16 protein-coding genes are annotated in these 15,160 nt (G+C 35.3%); 6 read left to right on the forward strand and 10 right to left on the reverse strand.

Features of this window, described 5'->3' with window-relative positions; translation table 11 throughout:
- Positions 1–159: 159 nt before the first annotated feature.
- The 4 genes from C7D53_RS14105 (at position 160) to C7D53_RS14120 (ending at position 4,120) form a co-directional block, all read left to right on the forward strand.
- The gene (locus C7D53_RS14105) at positions 160–927 is read left to right on the forward strand and encodes a rhomboid family intramembrane serine protease (protein ID WP_106917072.1); all 768 of its coding nucleotides are present in this window, start codon (positions 160–162) and stop codon (positions 925–927) included.
- 33 nt (positions 928–960) lie between these two features.
- On the forward strand, positions 961–2,070 hold the full coding sequence (gene dprA, locus C7D53_RS14110; protein WP_106917073.1) for a DNA-processing protein DprA: 1,110 nt from the start codon (positions 961–963) through the stop codon (positions 2,068–2,070).
- A gap of 190 nt (positions 2,071–2,260) precedes the next feature.
- Positions 2,261–3,619: an NADP-specific glutamate dehydrogenase gene (gene gdhA, locus C7D53_RS14115; protein ID WP_106917074.1), complete on the forward strand. Its 1,359-nt coding sequence runs from the start codon at positions 2,261–2,263 to the stop codon at positions 3,617–3,619.
- Between the two features lie 132 nt (positions 3,620–3,751).
- Positions 3,752–4,120, forward strand: coding sequence for an iron chaperone (locus tag C7D53_RS14120; protein ID WP_106917075.1), 369 nt, complete (start codon positions 3,752–3,754; stop codon positions 4,118–4,120).
- A gap of 44 nt (positions 4,121–4,164) precedes the next feature.
- On the opposite strand, the gene C7D53_RS14125 is transcribed toward C7D53_RS14120, so the two are convergent.
- From C7D53_RS14125 to C7D53_RS14135, 3 genes are all read right to left on the reverse strand, one after another.
- A complete protein-coding gene (locus C7D53_RS14125) occupies positions 4,165–4,473 on the reverse strand; it encodes a hypothetical protein (RefSeq protein ID WP_106917076.1) in 309 nt (102 codons plus the stop codon).
- A gap of 178 nt (positions 4,474–4,651) precedes the next feature.
- Entirely contained in the window at positions 4,652–5,140 is a 489-nt protein-coding gene (locus C7D53_RS14130) for a YkgJ family cysteine cluster protein (protein ID WP_106917077.1), read from the reverse strand.
- Positions 5,141–6,112 carry an ion channel gene (locus C7D53_RS14135; RefSeq protein ID WP_106917078.1) on the reverse strand — a complete coding sequence of 324 codons (972 nt, stop codon included), beginning with the start codon at positions 6,110–6,112 and terminating at the stop codon, positions 5,141–5,143.
- 153 nt (positions 6,113–6,265) lie between these two features.
- Here C7D53_RS14135 and C7D53_RS14140 point away from each other — a divergent pair, with 153 nt between their 5' ends.
- Both C7D53_RS14140 and C7D53_RS14145 read left to right on the forward strand, forming a co-directional pair.
- Complete coding sequence (locus C7D53_RS14140; RefSeq protein ID WP_106917079.1) at positions 6,266–6,646, forward strand: group III truncated hemoglobin; 381 nt, start codon at positions 6,266–6,268, stop codon at positions 6,644–6,646.
- A gap of 345 nt (positions 6,647–6,991) precedes the next feature.
- Positions 6,992–7,405, forward strand: coding sequence for a fascin domain-containing protein (locus C7D53_RS14145; RefSeq protein WP_106917080.1), 414 nt, complete (start codon positions 6,992–6,994; stop codon positions 7,403–7,405).
- A gap of 130 nt (positions 7,406–7,535) precedes the next feature.
- Here the strand turns inward: C7D53_RS14145 and C7D53_RS14150 are convergent, their stop codons facing one another.
- The 7 genes from C7D53_RS14150 to C7D53_RS14180 all read right to left on the reverse strand — a co-directional run bounded on the left by C7D53_RS14150 (position 7,536) and on the right by C7D53_RS14180 (position 15,157).
- Positions 7,536–8,606: a calcium:proton antiporter gene (locus C7D53_RS14150; protein WP_106917081.1), complete on the reverse strand. Its 1,071-nt coding sequence runs from the start codon at positions 8,604–8,606 to the stop codon at positions 7,536–7,538.
- Between the two features lie 66 nt (positions 8,607–8,672).
- Positions 8,673–9,011 carry a DUF6122 family protein gene (locus C7D53_RS14155; protein ID WP_106917082.1) on the reverse strand — a complete coding sequence of 113 codons (339 nt, stop codon included), beginning with the start codon at positions 9,009–9,011 and terminating at the stop codon, positions 8,673–8,675.
- Positions 9,012–9,038: 27 nt separating this feature from the next.
- Positions 9,039–10,274 (reverse strand): hypothetical protein, encoded by a 1,236-nt coding sequence (locus C7D53_RS14160; protein ID WP_106917083.1) that lies wholly within the window; start codon positions 10,272–10,274, stop codon positions 9,039–9,041.
- Positions 10,275–12,299 carry a hypothetical protein gene (locus C7D53_RS14165; RefSeq protein WP_106917084.1) on the reverse strand — a complete coding sequence of 675 codons (2,025 nt, stop codon included), beginning with the start codon at positions 12,297–12,299 and terminating at the stop codon, positions 10,275–10,277.
- Between the two features lie 17 nt (positions 12,300–12,316).
- A complete protein-coding gene (locus C7D53_RS14170; protein WP_106917085.1) occupies positions 12,317–12,985 on the reverse strand; it encodes a hypothetical protein in 669 nt (222 codons plus the stop codon).
- A gap of 133 nt (positions 12,986–13,118) precedes the next feature.
- Positions 13,119–13,838, reverse strand: a complete 720-nt coding sequence (locus tag C7D53_RS14175; RefSeq protein ID WP_106917086.1) for a DNA alkylation repair protein — start codon at positions 13,836–13,838, stop codon at positions 13,119–13,121.
- Between the two features lie 32 nt (positions 13,839–13,870).
- A complete protein-coding gene (locus tag C7D53_RS14180; RefSeq protein WP_106917087.1) occupies positions 13,871–15,157 on the reverse strand; it encodes a cation:proton antiporter in 1,287 nt (428 codons plus the stop codon).
- Between the last annotated feature and the right edge of the window lie 3 nt (positions 15,158–15,160).

A 15,160-nucleotide genomic window follows, 5' to 3' on the forward strand; every position in this document is an offset into this window, starting at 1 on the left:
ATCCCTTAACAACAAGATACTTCAATAAAATTGATGCCAAATAATAAGTATAAAAGTTAAAATTGATACCTTTTGTCTTAAAATCAGGGAGGTAGAACCCTTTTCATCGACAAATTTTCCGAAATTTATCCTTGGCGTTTGATTTGACGTACAACTCCCATGTTTAAAAATGTAATTTCCAAAAAAGCAATTATATACCCCTTGCTGATGCTTTCTGCAATGTGGTTCGGATATTTTTTACAAATGCAGGGCTTTTTTGGAAGTTGCTTCGGAGCCATTATTCCATTGGTACCGGAAGGTCTTCTTGGGATCTTTACTTCTCCCTTGTTACACGGAAATATCGATCATATAATTGGAAACTCTATTCCAATCGCTGCATTGATGTTTTTACTGTATCAATTCTATCCAATGGTAGCCAACAAGGTTTTCATTACAGGATGGATTGCAACAGGATTTTTGGTGTGGCTTCTTCCTCCTATTGACATCATGACCGGCGAGTATATGTACACCTGTACCATTGGAGCCAGTGGTGTAGTCTATGTTCTTGCATTCTTCCTCTTCTTTAGTGGTGTATTTAAGTGGAATACAAAACTGCTTACCATTTCAATGCTTGTGGTATTATATTATGGCAGCTTAGTTTGGGGAATGCTTCCCGAAGAACTTTTCTACAATATGCAGGAACCGAGTAAAATTTCATGGCAGGCTCACCTTTCAGGAGCTTTGGTGGGGAGCATCATTGCTTTTATCTTTAAGAATGTAGGCGAAAAAAAGAAAAAATTTATTTGGGAATTTCCTAATTACTACAGTGAAAAAGATGATAAACTATGGCAGGAATACAAGGAAAATCATCCCGATGATTTTCTGGAGTTACCGTATAAAAAAAAAGACGATATTTGGGATCATTTGGATGAATTAAGAAGAAAATAAAACTTAATTTACTACATTTGATAAAAAACACACATGATTTCCGAAGAATATTTTTACGCAATCGCCCTACGCGAGTGCAGCCAGATTGGTGATATCAATTTCCATAAACTTATTCGAAATTTTGGAAGTGCTCAGGAAGCATGGAAAAGAGCTAAAAAAGAGTATAAAAAGATAGATGGAATGGGTCTTAAAACCGTTTCTGACATTGGAAATGAAGAACATCTGAAGTTTGCAGAAAGAGAACTGAAATTCTGCGAAAAGAATACTGTTCACATCAAATTAAAACATCTTGGAGAAGCCCCCTCTCTGCTTAATGAGTGTATAGACGCTCCAGCCATCTTATATCAAAAAGGAAATATCATTGATAATCTTCAGAAAATAAGTATTGTTGGTACCCGAAATATGACAACTTACGGGCAAAAGTTTATAGAAGACTTCTTTGAGGCCACTCAATCCTCAAAATATACATCGGTGAGCGGTTTAGCGTTAGGAGTAGACAAGGAAGTTCATGAACAGTCTATTCGTAATCAAAAGCCTACTATAGCAGTTCTGGCACATGGATTTCCGTTTTTATATCCTGCAAAAAACAGAAAACTTTCTGAAAAAATAATAGAGGATGGCGGGGCTTTATTAACAGAATTCAATTCATCCAGAAAGCCGGATCGAGAAAACTTTATACAGCGAAACAGAATTGTAGCAGGAATTTCTTCATCTACTATTGTTGTAGAAACTGGTTTTGGAGGAGGATCTGTGAGTACTGCGGGCTTTGCCAATGATTATAACAGGGATGTTTTTGCTCTTCCGGGAAAAATTACAGATGTCTGCAGCCAAGGCTGTAATCAATTGATTTTCCACAACAAAGCTACAGCCATTTCAACCATAAAAGATCTTATTAATATACTTGGGCTGAACAATCCTCAGCAAAAAATTGAAGAGTTGTTTCCCTACAGTGAGACTTTAATACAATTAACTGAAAATCAAAAATTTATTTATCAAAGTATTAAAGAGAAACCACAGATTACTTTGGATGATTTGGTACAGAAAATTGACACTCCCTCCCATAAAATTTTACCAATAATTTTGGAATTGGAACTTTTGGGGAAAGTAAAATCATTTTCCGGGAGACAATTTATTGCAATTTAAGATTTAACGATTTCTTAATATTGCATTATTTCACACATAACATTTCATTTTTAACAAAATTTGAACATAAATTATCAATTTAATAATATTACGAAACATTATTATTTAATTTTTAACAAAGTTGAAATACAGTGTTGTGAATCTTGAAAAAAAAATTAAATTTGTTGACAATAATATTCAACCTTAATATATGGAACAATATAATATTGACCAGAAAATCCAAGAGTTTATTGCAAAAATTGAAGCAAAAAATCCAAATGAACCGGAGTTCTTACAGGCTGTAAAAGAAGTTGCCGTAACTGTAATTCCATTCATTGCTACGAGAAAAGAATATACAGGAATGAAGCTGCTTGAAAGAATGGCTGAAGCTGAAAGAATTATTATTTTCAGAGTTCCATGGGTTGATGATAAAGGTGAGATTCAGGTTAACAGAGGTTTCAGAATTCAAATGAACTCTGCTATTGGTCCATACAAAGGAGGAATTCGTTTCCACCCTACTGTAAACTTATCAGTTCTTAAGTTCTTAGCTTTCGAACAAGTGTTTAAAAACTCTTTAACTACTCTTCCAATGGGTGGTGGTAAAGGAGGTTCAGATTTCGATCCACAAGGAAAATCTGACATGGAAGTAATGCGTTTCTGCCAGGCTTTCATGACAGAATTATGTAAGCATATCGGTCCTGAAACAGATGTACCTGCAGGAGATATTGGTGTAGGAGCAAGAGAAATCGGATATTTATTCGGACAATACAAGAAAATCAGAAACGAATTTACCGGAGTTCTTACAGGAAAAGGTCTTGCTTATGGAGGTTCATTAATCCGTCCTGAAGCTACAGGATACGGAGTGGTATACTTCGCTGAGCAAATGCTTAAAACAATTGGAGAGAATTTCCAAGGGAAAATAGTAACTGTATCAGGTTTCGGAAACGTAGCTTGGGGAGTTATCAAAAAGGCGACTGAGCTTGGAGCGAAAGTGGTAACCCTTTCTGGTCCTGATGGATACATCTATGATAAAGACGGTATCAGCGGAGAAAAGATTGATTATTTATTAGAACTTAGAGCTTCTGGAAACAACAGAGCTGAGGACTATGCTAAAAAATATCCATCTGCTGAATTCCACGCTGGAAAACGTCCTTGGGAGGTTAAATGTGATGTAGCATTCCCATCTGCGACTCAAAACGAATTAGATTTAGATGACGCAAGAAAATTAGTTGAAAACGGATGTGTTTGTGTAACTGAAGCGGCTAACATGCCATCTACACTAGATGCTATCAACTATTTCTTAGACAATAAAGTATTATTCTCTCCTGGTAAAGCTTCCAATGCTGGAGGTGTTGCAACATCAGGTTTAGAGATGACACAAAACTCTATCCGTCTTAACTGGACTTCTGAAGAGGTCGATGCAAGATTAAAGGAAATCATGATCGGTATCCATAAAGCTTGTAGAGACTACGGAAAAGACGAAGACGGTTATGTAAACTACGTAAAAGGTGCAAATATCGCTGGCTTCGTAAAAGTAGCAGAAGCAATGTTGGCTCAGGGAGTTGTGTAACATAAAAAAACAAAGGTTGGGAAAAACTCCCGACCTTTTTTGATATAGCCTGTTCCCGGGATAATGGGAAAAAAGTAAAAAGTGAAAGGAGAAAGTGCTGCTATATGCAGCACTTTTTTTATTTTTATAATAATGAAAAACACTTTTAAAAATATTGACGAATATATCCTTATGTTTCCAATAGAGGTTCAGGAAAAACTTCTTCAACTGAGAAAGGTTATTCACGCTCAGGTATCGGATCTTGAGGAATATATTGGATATCAAATGCCTGCTTTTAAATATAGAGGGAAACCTCTGGTATATTTTGCTGGGTATAAAAAACATATCGGATTTTATCCCGGTGCTGAGGGAATTTTAAATTTTGAAAAGGATTTTAAGGAAAAAAACTATAAATTTTCCAAGGGGGCCGTACAGTTTCCCATCAATGAAAATATTCCGCTGGAGCTTGTCAGTAGAATTGTAGAATTCAGAAAGGGGGAAATCATTCAAAAAAAATCCTGAAATACAAGATTTCAGGATTCCGACTAGAGTTTACTAAGGTATGATCACTTTTTCTTTTTAGACTTCTTTTCTTCTTTTGTAGCTTCTGCAGGTTTTGTTGGCTCTGTAGCAGTTCCTGTACTTGTAGTGGCTTCAGCTGCCGGACTTGCTGTGGAAGTTCCAGTTGTTGTATTTTGTCCACTTGCTGTAGAAGACGTATTCCATTCTGTTGTAGCTTCCGCTTTCTGAGGTGGATTTTGGGTTGTTGTTTGGTTATTAGTCGTAGTTTCAGTTGGCTTTTTGGTATCTGTTTGGGCTGATACTGCGATTACTCCGACTAATGTAAACGCGGCCGTTAAAAATAACTTTTTCATAATGTAATATTTAAATGATTGTTTAAGGTAAACGAGTCATCATTTATAAAATTATGTGTAAGTATTTTATTTAACGGACTTTATAATTATTTAAGAGGATTTCACAAAACAAGATTAAGTATTGATTTTGCCTCAGTATAAAAGTATATTCAATAAATTGACTTTGGGTAAGACCTGTCTACTTGGTTACATTCTTCATCATTTTCTCTACAAATACAAAGGCTGCCGGACAGATTACCGTATTTTTCAGCATCAAGTGATTGATCTGATAGATCTTTTTACGATCTGTATGTGGATACTCTCTACAGGCCTTTGGTCTCACTTCATAGATAGAACAGGTATTATCATTATTCAGGAAAAAACAAGGAAGGTTTTGCAGTACTTTATCATTGTCTTCATCCACTCTTAAAAACTTAGCTTCAAAATCAGCAGATTTCATACGAAGGTGTTTGGAAATACGTTCAATATCTTTTTCAGTATAAAGAGGCCCTGTTGTTTTACAGCAATTTGCACATTGTAAACAGTCTATTTCTTCAAAAACTTCATCATGGGTCTCCTGCACTACATAATCAAGATTTTTGGGTGGCTTTTTCTTTAACCCATCCAAAAATTTTTTATGTTCTTTCTGCTTTTGTAAAGCCTGCTTTTTATAAAAATCTAAATTCATTTATTCTTTGTTTCCTGTCTGAGTAGGAAGTTCTGCTTTCTGATATTCGTTAATCTTATCCAGATCTAAAATTGTGGCAAGATTACCCTTATTAGGATAATACATCGGGACAAATTTTGCTCCGTAAACGATTTCACCGGTAACATAGGACGATCTTTGAACTACGGTATTTGAAAAAACTTCATCAAAGGCCCGTACCTGTACAATAATTTCAATATCTATGTTATTAAAATCATGCTCTGAAAATCCGTAAAACGGAGAATTTTCATCTATTTTATGAACAACTGTCCAGTTCAGAGCTAATGTATTTATTTTACTCAAATGAGTTTCCAATCTGTAAAAATTACTCTTGGGAACATCATTTTCAATGACTTCAATGGCTGTAGATACAATTACGTCAGCATCTGTCAGTGCGTTGTTTTTATAGGGAGCTAGTCTGAACATTAAAGCGGTAGAATCCTGAAAAGGAGCTACCACTGCTATATCAGAAAACCTTAAGTAGGCTCTTGGTCTTGAAAATCTCCCATAAAAAAGACCTGTTGCAATGGCAAAGGTAAGCAATCCTAAAAAAGCTTCAAAAGTAGCCACCAGACTCGCCATGAAGCCTACCGGAGCAATTCTTCCATACCCAACTGTAGTAAAGGTCTGAGAACTGAAAAAGAATACATCAATAAACTCATTCAGCGGATCACTTTTGTCTATTCCTGTAAGATGCTCTACCCCAATCAGGTAATAGATCATCGCAAATACAAGATTAATAAGGATATAAGCGACTACTAAATAAGAAATAAAGCGAAACGAAGACAAATTCAGCATGGTATGATACCAACTCAATCTGTTGAAGACGTTTACGCCTGTTCTCCTGACATTCGGGAGCCCATCTTTGTTGATGAATCTTCCTGAGGCATTGCTTCCGAACCCACTGTTCTCAGTGTTTTTCTGACGGATTTTTTTTCTGAACCCTCTTGCCATCTTTATATCACTTGTTTTTATAGTTTAATCAGAATAGAAGATTTTACTGTTGTCTTTTCACTATTCCCAATTGCAAAGATAAAATATTGTTTTCATGAATTTTATCAATCGAATCATTACTTATTCAATTTGATTTTGCAGTACATTTGAAGTATGAAAAAGCTGGAATCAAGAGAAGATATTGAACATCTTGTCAATTCATTTTACACAAAGGTAGTAAAGGACGAAACCATCGGGTTCTTTTTTAATGATGTTGCCAAAGTAGATTGGGACAAACATCTTCCCAAGATGTATTCTTTTTGGGAGTCTATTCTTTTTGGGCAGATGAGCTATAAAGGCAATCCTATGGGTGTTCACTTTCCAATTAATGAAATTCAGGCTATGGAGCAAAAGCACTTCGACCGGTGGCTAGAGCTATGGAGAACTACCATTGAAGAAAATTTTGTAGGTGAAAATGCAGACATGGCAATCTATAAATCTGAAAACATTGCCAAACTAATGGCTTTTAAAATGGAACTGGCAAGAAGACTGTAAAAGGTTAACCGAACCTATCAATTCATTTTTATTATAATTTCTACTAGATTCATCTATCTCTTTTATCTCTTCATCTTAAATTTTGAAGCTTTTTTTTGATCACCAAACCCAGCTTTCTTTCTGATAAAAAGTTGGAACAGTCCATCAATAATCAAAAAAAATAGAATATTTCACTATTTTGTTACATTTATAAGTAATTGATTTTTAAGTATTTCTACTGATGCGAGAAGTTTTTTTAATCTATACCTTTACCCTATCAAAATTACTACAGACGTCTTATAAATCAAATTTTGATTGCGGTATCCGAAAAGCAATTAGAGTAGGAAACTAAAAAACTCAGAAATCATGGAACTTATCAAAGAAAATGTAAAAACAGCTACAGTAGTATTATTACAAGCTCAAGGAAAAGAAAAAGGAAAATTCTTAAGTCATGGGAATGGAAATGTATTCCTTCAAAATGGCATTCAGGGATTAGGGGAAGTCTTTATTCTTGAAGAATTATCAAATAACAGAGTTGCCCTAAGATGCATCAGTAAGGAAAGTGGATTATACTTAAGCCATGCTTTTGACAAATTATGGCTTCAGAAAGGTATCCAGGGAGAAGGAGAAGAATGGGAAATGAAAGTACACAGCCCAAATAAAGTTTCTTTTAACTGCTATGGTAAAGAAGTAGGAAAAACATTGAGCCACGCTTTTGATAAAATGTGGTTACAAAATGGTTATCAGGGAGAAGGAGAGCTTTGGGAAATACAAGATTAACAGTGACATACATTAAATAAAGGGGCTTACAATCATCATAAAGATTGTAGGTCTTTTTTTGTTATTTAAATATCCAAAATAAGGTAAAAATAGAACTCCCGCTCAAGTTTTAAATTCTTTGTAGCTTCTTTTAAGGAACAATCACCGTAAATATATAGGCTGCCAGATTCACCAATAGAACTGTACCATAAAGGATATTGGTTTTTCCTCGGCTCAAGGAAAGCATTACGATAAATACAGATAAGGAAAGCAGAATTACATCTTTTTTATCCAATCCTAAAACCAAAGGGATATCATACATAATACAAACGGCAGATACCGCCGGAATGGTAAGTCCTATACTTGCAAGCGCTGATCCAAGTGCCAGGTTTAAGCTAGACTGAATCTGATTACTTCTTGCGGCTCTAATAGCTGCCACCCCCTCCGGAAGAAGAACTACAGCAGCAATAATAACTCCTACAAGGGATTTTGGTGCTCCCAGACTTCGTACCATATCTTCAATGGTTCCAGATAAACCTTTTGCCATAAGAACTACAATAACCAAGCAAACCACCAAAAAGACAAAGCTTATAAGGGTTTTAGTTAATGTAGGTATATAATGTTCTTCAGGATGCTCGTCAGGAACTATAAAATAGCTTCTGTGGCGCAGGGTCTGCACCATCAGGAAAACACCATAGATTACAAGACAGGCAATAGATATAAAAATAAGCTGAGCTTCGTTGTAGAAAGGTCCGTTGACGCTTGAAGTAAAATTAGGCAGGACCAAAGTAAGGATAAGGATTGAAACAATACTCACCAGATAAGTGGTGGCAGAAGTTCTTGCAAAGAACTGTTCATGATATTTAACGCCACCTACCAGAATACAGATTCCTAAAATTCCGTTGAGAATTAGCATGACGGCAGCAAAAACGGTGTCTCTTGCCAGCGTGATCGCCTGATCTCCGCCGGCCACCATGAGCGAGATGATTAACGCAACTTCAATAATGGTGATACAAAGGGCTAAAATAATGGTCCCGAAAGGTTCCCCTACTTTATGTGCAACTACTTCTGCATGATGCACTGCCGATAAAACGCTTCCAATAAGTAAAATCCCGGCAATAACATCCTGCATAACGTCAGTTCCCATGAGTCCGGAAAAGTAGTATCCTACCGCAAGGACAGGAAAAATATAGGTATAATGTAAAAGTTCTCTAAGTTTCATAAAGTGACTACAAAATACAAAAAATCTATAACTTTTGAAATATTAAAAGAAAATATTAATAATATTTTAATGAGGCCAGAAGTTAAAGTCCTGATAATCTGTGAACATATGAAACAAAAGGCCAATTCCTATAATTCTTATATTTCCTTTAAAGAACAGCAGCAAAAAATACACCGCAATAGCATAATAAGAATGTAAAAAATGAAAACCTATACTTTCTCTTGAAGGATCAAAGATTGGATTGGCAAAAAGATGGTCTAGATCTACCACCATTGTGGCAAGAAGAATAAAATATGCCTTTTTCCAATTTTTACGATAAAAAACCAATGCAATAAAGACAGGAAAAACAAGATGCAAAAAATAATGAGTAAAGGTTTTGAGCAATGCGATATCTGATGGAGCCATTAGAATAATTTTATTCGGTTTTTAAACTTACCACCGTAAAATTAAGGGTAATTTTCCATTCTTAGCCTTTAGTTTAACCCAATAATTTTGAGCCTCATTACCATAAAAGACATATTCTATATCGGAAATAATTCTTTTTTCAGTTTTACTTAGCACATTCAAAGAAGAGAAAAGCATTTCACTGTTTTTGATGAAGATATAGTTTTTTCCCAGTTTAGGAGATTGCTGTATTGGTTTCCTGACAGACTTTACAATAATTCCTGTACTATTTTTGCTGACATTATTAGGCTGAAAAGGAATCACCGTGAATTGATTTTGGCTATTCGTCCATTTTTTAGCTTGAAAATAGTCCCATGTTTTTTCAGGAACCTTACTTTGAAAATCAATAATGTAGTTTGGCTGTACAATCTTCTGATACGTTTTTTCTTCAACTTCGTTAAAGTTATCATCATAGCCATAAGTGATGATGGTATCATTTACCTGTTCAAGATCCGCAGTCGCTTTAAAATGGTTGATGGATATTGAGTCACCTTTATTTATATTAAAAAAACGGGTCACGTTTTTTATGTTATCGGCATTTAATTCTGCTTCTAAAAAGTGGTTTCTGTGTTGTAATGTAGAGACAATGGCATTTACCATTTCCGGATTGGGGCTGTTTTGTATTTCAATTTCATCATCTTTTAGCTCAATAGAAAAATTCCGGATTTTCGGCCCCGAAAGAAAAGAAATACTCCCCACCGTATTCTGAATAAACTGATCTGCGCTTAAAATGTTTTTGGGTGAAGTCTGAAAAATATGTTTGCTGATGACTCCAAAGCCCGAATCGGAGGTTCCTACAATGCATTTTTCACCTTCTATGCTAAGAAAAACATGATCCTTTTGAAAAACATTCTTGCCTTTATCTGCAAACTTTTGCTGCTTTAAAAATTCAATAAATTTCTTCGGATCTTGAAGTTCTATAACACTGTACCAATCTGAAAAACCTGTTCCTTTAAGATGGAACATTTGTAAAAAATCCGGAATTATAATCCCCGACTCTCTCAGAGAAGCCGAACTTTTTCCTTTTGTTTTACCTCCCCATTGTGAAGGATGGGTAATCAGGCTGAAAATATATTGCCTCGTCAGATTCTTCACGTCTATTAAAACAACCGCATCAGCATTTTCAGGGATGAATTTAAGCTTCTTATCCTTATAAAAAAGCACAAAATAAGCTGCTATAGCGAGTAACAGAATTAACGAGGCAAAAACTTTCTTCTTATTCATTTACAATACCGGTAATTTTTTTTCCGAATCTTTTATTTTGAAAAACTCATTAAACAGGTCAAAGAAATACATCAGACTGTTTTCAGAAGAATTTTTAATATTGTAATTCATTTCTGTTTGTATGCTCTCTCCCTTCACTTCCGTTTTATAATACAGTTCACCTACATTTTTTCTGAAAAGATCCAATGTTTTTCTTTCCGAAGGGCTTTTGAACTCTTTATCTAAGCCAATTAAAAGTTTCTGCAGATCCAGTCTTCCGGATAAAGGATATTTTGAAGAGTCCTTTGCCCATTTTTTAGAAACATCAGATTGAGTTGCAGGAAGAATGTTTTCTGTAGAACTCGTCGCATATACAATGCCGTCTTTTATTGTAAAGAACAATTGATCAACGTATCCTGCTGCCTTTTCATTTTCTTTAAAAGAATAAAACTCTCCTGTTTTTGTAAATTTCTTAGCCAGCTTTTTATTAGTTATTAATAGATTAAAAATACGTTTCCAGTAGCCCTCATTCTCCGTTGCGAAAGCAAAAGTAAAGTTAGGAACCGCTACATCTTTGGTTTTCTTTACTTCTTTTTCATTATAATCTTCATCGTATTCGTAATCCGTATATTCTACTTTTTTAGACTTTAGTTCATTTAAGACGAAGATTCCGTTTCCTGGTGCAATTTTAGCAATAGCTTCTTCATCCAAAATAATTTTCATGGTCTCCATGATCAGTTCCATCTCCTTTTTGTACTTACTGTCGTCTCCTGTTTCCTGAAGAAGGCTGTACATCAAATCAAAACACTTCCCTCCACTTACATTAACGGCGTAGTAACCCACGCTTTTTTCATTGATGAGTTGCAGAAGCTTTTTATTTTTCTTTCCTTTATAAATAGATGCAATGTTTTTCTGAATCTCAGCATTCTTGTGCTGATAATTATTGATCAGTTTTACTTTGTCTTTGTCAAAATACAGGTTATAGGCAGAATTTGAGTTGTACATATTTTGGAATACCTGTCCGAAATCGTAGCGATCCATCATTTTACCGTAAATTCCGTCATTGAAGATTCTTCCATAATCTGTATAAACGAAAACATCTGAATTTGCATCTCTGAAAGTCAACATCTCTTTAGAAGCTTCCAGTTCCAGATTGGAACTGAAATATCCGTCAAAATGATCTTCAGCATATTTTTTTACAACCTTAAAGTTCTCTCTGCGAATTGAATCCTGCTCTTTTTGAAAAGCTTTCTCTGATTCAGCATCATCATACTCCGAACCATAGCTTTCCTCTCCTTCTTGTTCAGGTGTTAATGCCTCTTCTTTTTCTTTGGGATATTGGTGATGTTTTTGCAGGTATTTAATATCTTTCTGAATTCTTGCGATCTCCTTATTGTTATCTTTGATGCTTTCTTTCAGATATAGAATATCTTCTTTCAGGCTCTTTATTTCATCTTTATAATCAAAAGGTTTTGCCACTTCTTCGCTGTAAGCTTCATCAATAGCTACACTATCAACCTCTACAGCTGTACTGTCTGCAACCACTACTGCCTCATCTTTCCAAAGGTCTTTATAGGGCTTATTATAGCTTATCATACTAAGGACTGCACGTGTTCCATTCCATGCAACAAAAACATCATCATCTACATCAACGTAGGAATAACTATTTCTTTTGGATGTTTCCTGTCCTTTTTTCTTGACGGAATCAATGAATTCCTGAAACTTATCTTTATTATCGATGATAAAATGAGTGTGGTAGGTCTTTATGGAATCATTAATGATGGCATAATGATACTGAACGGCATCATATTTAATTCCCGTTTTGGAATAGTCCGTCCATGAAAGTTTTTCTTTGCTCTTTTTACTTAACTCATGCAGCAAAGGGTTCAGTTTATTCCAATTGATTTTGTTATTAAGTTGTTTCCCATTGACTTCCATATAAAATATAGCATCATTGGGTACTTTCATACTATTTTGAGCTAAAGCGATGGTAAAGCCAAAGAGTAATAAAATAATTTTTTGTGTTTTTAAGAATATATATTTCATGGTTGAATGTTAGAAATTTATTGGAAAAGAATGGTATTTTGTAATTGTTTTTTCTGAAGAATTACCTCTAGGATGTCAGCATCCATTTTTACGGCTTTTTTATTGGGAGAAAGCAGATAGCCGCTGTTGGTCTGGGATTTTACAATGCTTTCAAACTGCATTACAGAAGTGTATGTGGCGCCATTAAAAACCTCTTTGTCAGCTTTACTCATCTTGTCATAATCCGCCTTGAATGTATTTACTTTGTTTCTTGTCAATACCTTTTTTTGAAGATCCTGACTGTAGATCTGTGTAGGAATCATTTTACCCAGTATACTTTGGGCTTTTAGCTTTTCTAGTCCGGCATTGACATTTTCAACTTTCTTAAAATTACAGCTCAGTTTGATGATGTAATTATCAAAATCCATAGAGGTTTTAACATTACTGATGCCTGGTGTTCCTTTGAAAATTTTAGCTGCTTCATTGATTTTATTTTCAATTTCTGACTTTTTGGGAACCTTTTTTCCATTAATGGTTTCCATTTTAGAAATTGAAGCGAGTCTTGTTTTGCTTTTACTTGCATTAAGAATAACAGTATATTCTCCTGTTCCGTCAGCTTTTAGATTAATCTTGTCCAGAATATCAAAACAGCTTGTCAGCAAAAGAAAAGGTAAAAACAGAAGACAAAACTTAAGAATATTTTTCATGATTGGGCTTAAAGCGACAAAATTACTCAATTTCGGCCTTAAACTCTTACAATCTTTGATTTTTTGGATATAAATAGCTGTTTTCAGGTAGTTTTTCAAGAAGCGAAAACGATGCTATTATGCTTTTATTTTTTTAAATACGCCCTTTTAAATAATCCTGTCTTACCTCTTCATCCAGTTTTTCTATGGCATACCGCAGGCAGGTTCTTGGCATTTCTTTATAATAGGTATCCAGATAGCTGATTAATTCTTTTTCGTTTTTGTTACCCATTTCCCGAAGCAGCCATCCGTTTGCCTTATGCATCAGATCGTGGGAATGCTTTAGGTTTCTGGTTACAAATTCCTTCGTAAGGTCATAAGATCCCTTTTTCACGTAATGCATTGTTCCTACAACAGCAATTCGCTTATGCCACATCTCCTCTGCCTCCGAAAGGTCCCTCAAAAGGCCCTCTTTCTTATTTTCATAAGCATATCTGCCTAAAATTTTATAGCAGCTGGAATCTACTAAATCCCAATTGTTAACATATTTAAGGTGATTAAGATAAAATGCTACAATTTCATCCTTTATTGCATTGTCTTTTGTTTTCTCAAACTTCAAGATCAGCATAAAAAGAGCCGTCAGCCGATGTTCATGATATTTTGATGAAAGCAGCTCACTCAGTTCTTCTAAATTGAGTTTTGAGTAGTACTCCCTGGCTACGGATCTCTGATCTGGAACTTTCACTCCCAGAAACAAGTCTCCCTCACCATATTCCCCTTTCCCTGTTTTGAAAAACCTTGGAAAGAATTCTGCTTTTTCAGGAATGGATAAAACGGCTAATGCTTCTTTTATATCTTTAACAATGCTGCTCATTTTGAATTATTGTTAATTTTTTACTATCAACATTATACTTTCTCTTCCAGCGCAATGCTTTCCTGCTCCTCCTCTTCCTTGGCTATTTGATTTGGATTAGCCACCTTAGCAATGGTAAGCCCCTGAACAATGATGGAAAACACAACTACACAATAGGTAATACTTAGGATAATTTCACTGTATTCACTCTTAGGAATAGACATGGCCAGTGCAATAGAAACACCTCCACGAATTCCTCCCCAAACCAATACTTTTACAGTTTGTGGGCTAAAGCTTTTTCTTAAGGATGTGAACTTCGTAGGTCCCCAGATTGAAATAAATCTTGCAAACAAAACGACAGCAATGGCTAAAACTCCAGGAATCATAAAGTGTTTCAGGTCTTTAATCATCAAAAGTTCAAACCCTATAAACAGGAATAATACGGCATTCAGGATTTCGTCAATCAGTTCCCAGAATTTAATCAGATAATCTTGGGTCACGGACTTCATTTTGAAACTTCTATTGAAATTCCCCATGAATAATCCTGCCGCCACCATCGTTAATGGTCCTGAAATATGCATCTGTCTTGCAATAAGATAACCACCCATTACCACAGAAAGCGTCACTAGCACGGAAATAATATAATCATCCACTTCACGCATAAGCCTTGAAGTAACCCAGCCAAGTAAAACTCCTAATAAAATACCTCCTCCTGCTTCTTTAAGTAAAAGTAAACCAATACTTTCAACCCCCAGATCTACTTCTTTTCCTATGGCCAACTGAAGAACAACCGTAAAGACCACAACCGCCATACCATCATTGAAAAGTGATTCTCCCGCAACTTTTGTTTCCAGAGACTTGGAAACCTTAGCCTGCTTCAGTACACTTAATACCGCTACAGGATCCGTAGGCGAAATCAAGGCTCCAAATACCAAACAGTAGATAAAAGGAAGATTAACCCCTAAATAAGGCAACAGATAAAACATACCGAAACCGACCACAAAAGTGGAAATCACAACTCCCACTGTGGAAAATATCAGTACAGGCCTGAACTGTTCTTTAAGATCATTAATATTAATATGAATTCCTCCGGCAAAGAGAAGGAAGTTCAACATGGCTCCCATCAGAATTTCTGTGAAATCAATACTTTCCATCAGATTATTAAGGTGTCCGAATGTTCTTGGAAGTACCGCTTCTCCGAACATAACCAGGAAAATAGAAACCACAATGGCAATCACCATAATTCCGATAGTACTGGGAAGTTTTAAGAATCTGTAATTAAGATAGGCAAATATAGATGCTAATACGATTAATGCTGAAAATGAATAATATAATTCCACTAA

The sequence above is a fragment of the Chryseobacterium aurantiacum genome (genome assembly GCF_003020585.1).
In the GTDB taxonomy this organism is placed as follows: domain Bacteria; phylum Bacteroidota; class Bacteroidia; order Flavobacteriales; family Weeksellaceae; genus Chryseobacterium; species Chryseobacterium aurantiacum.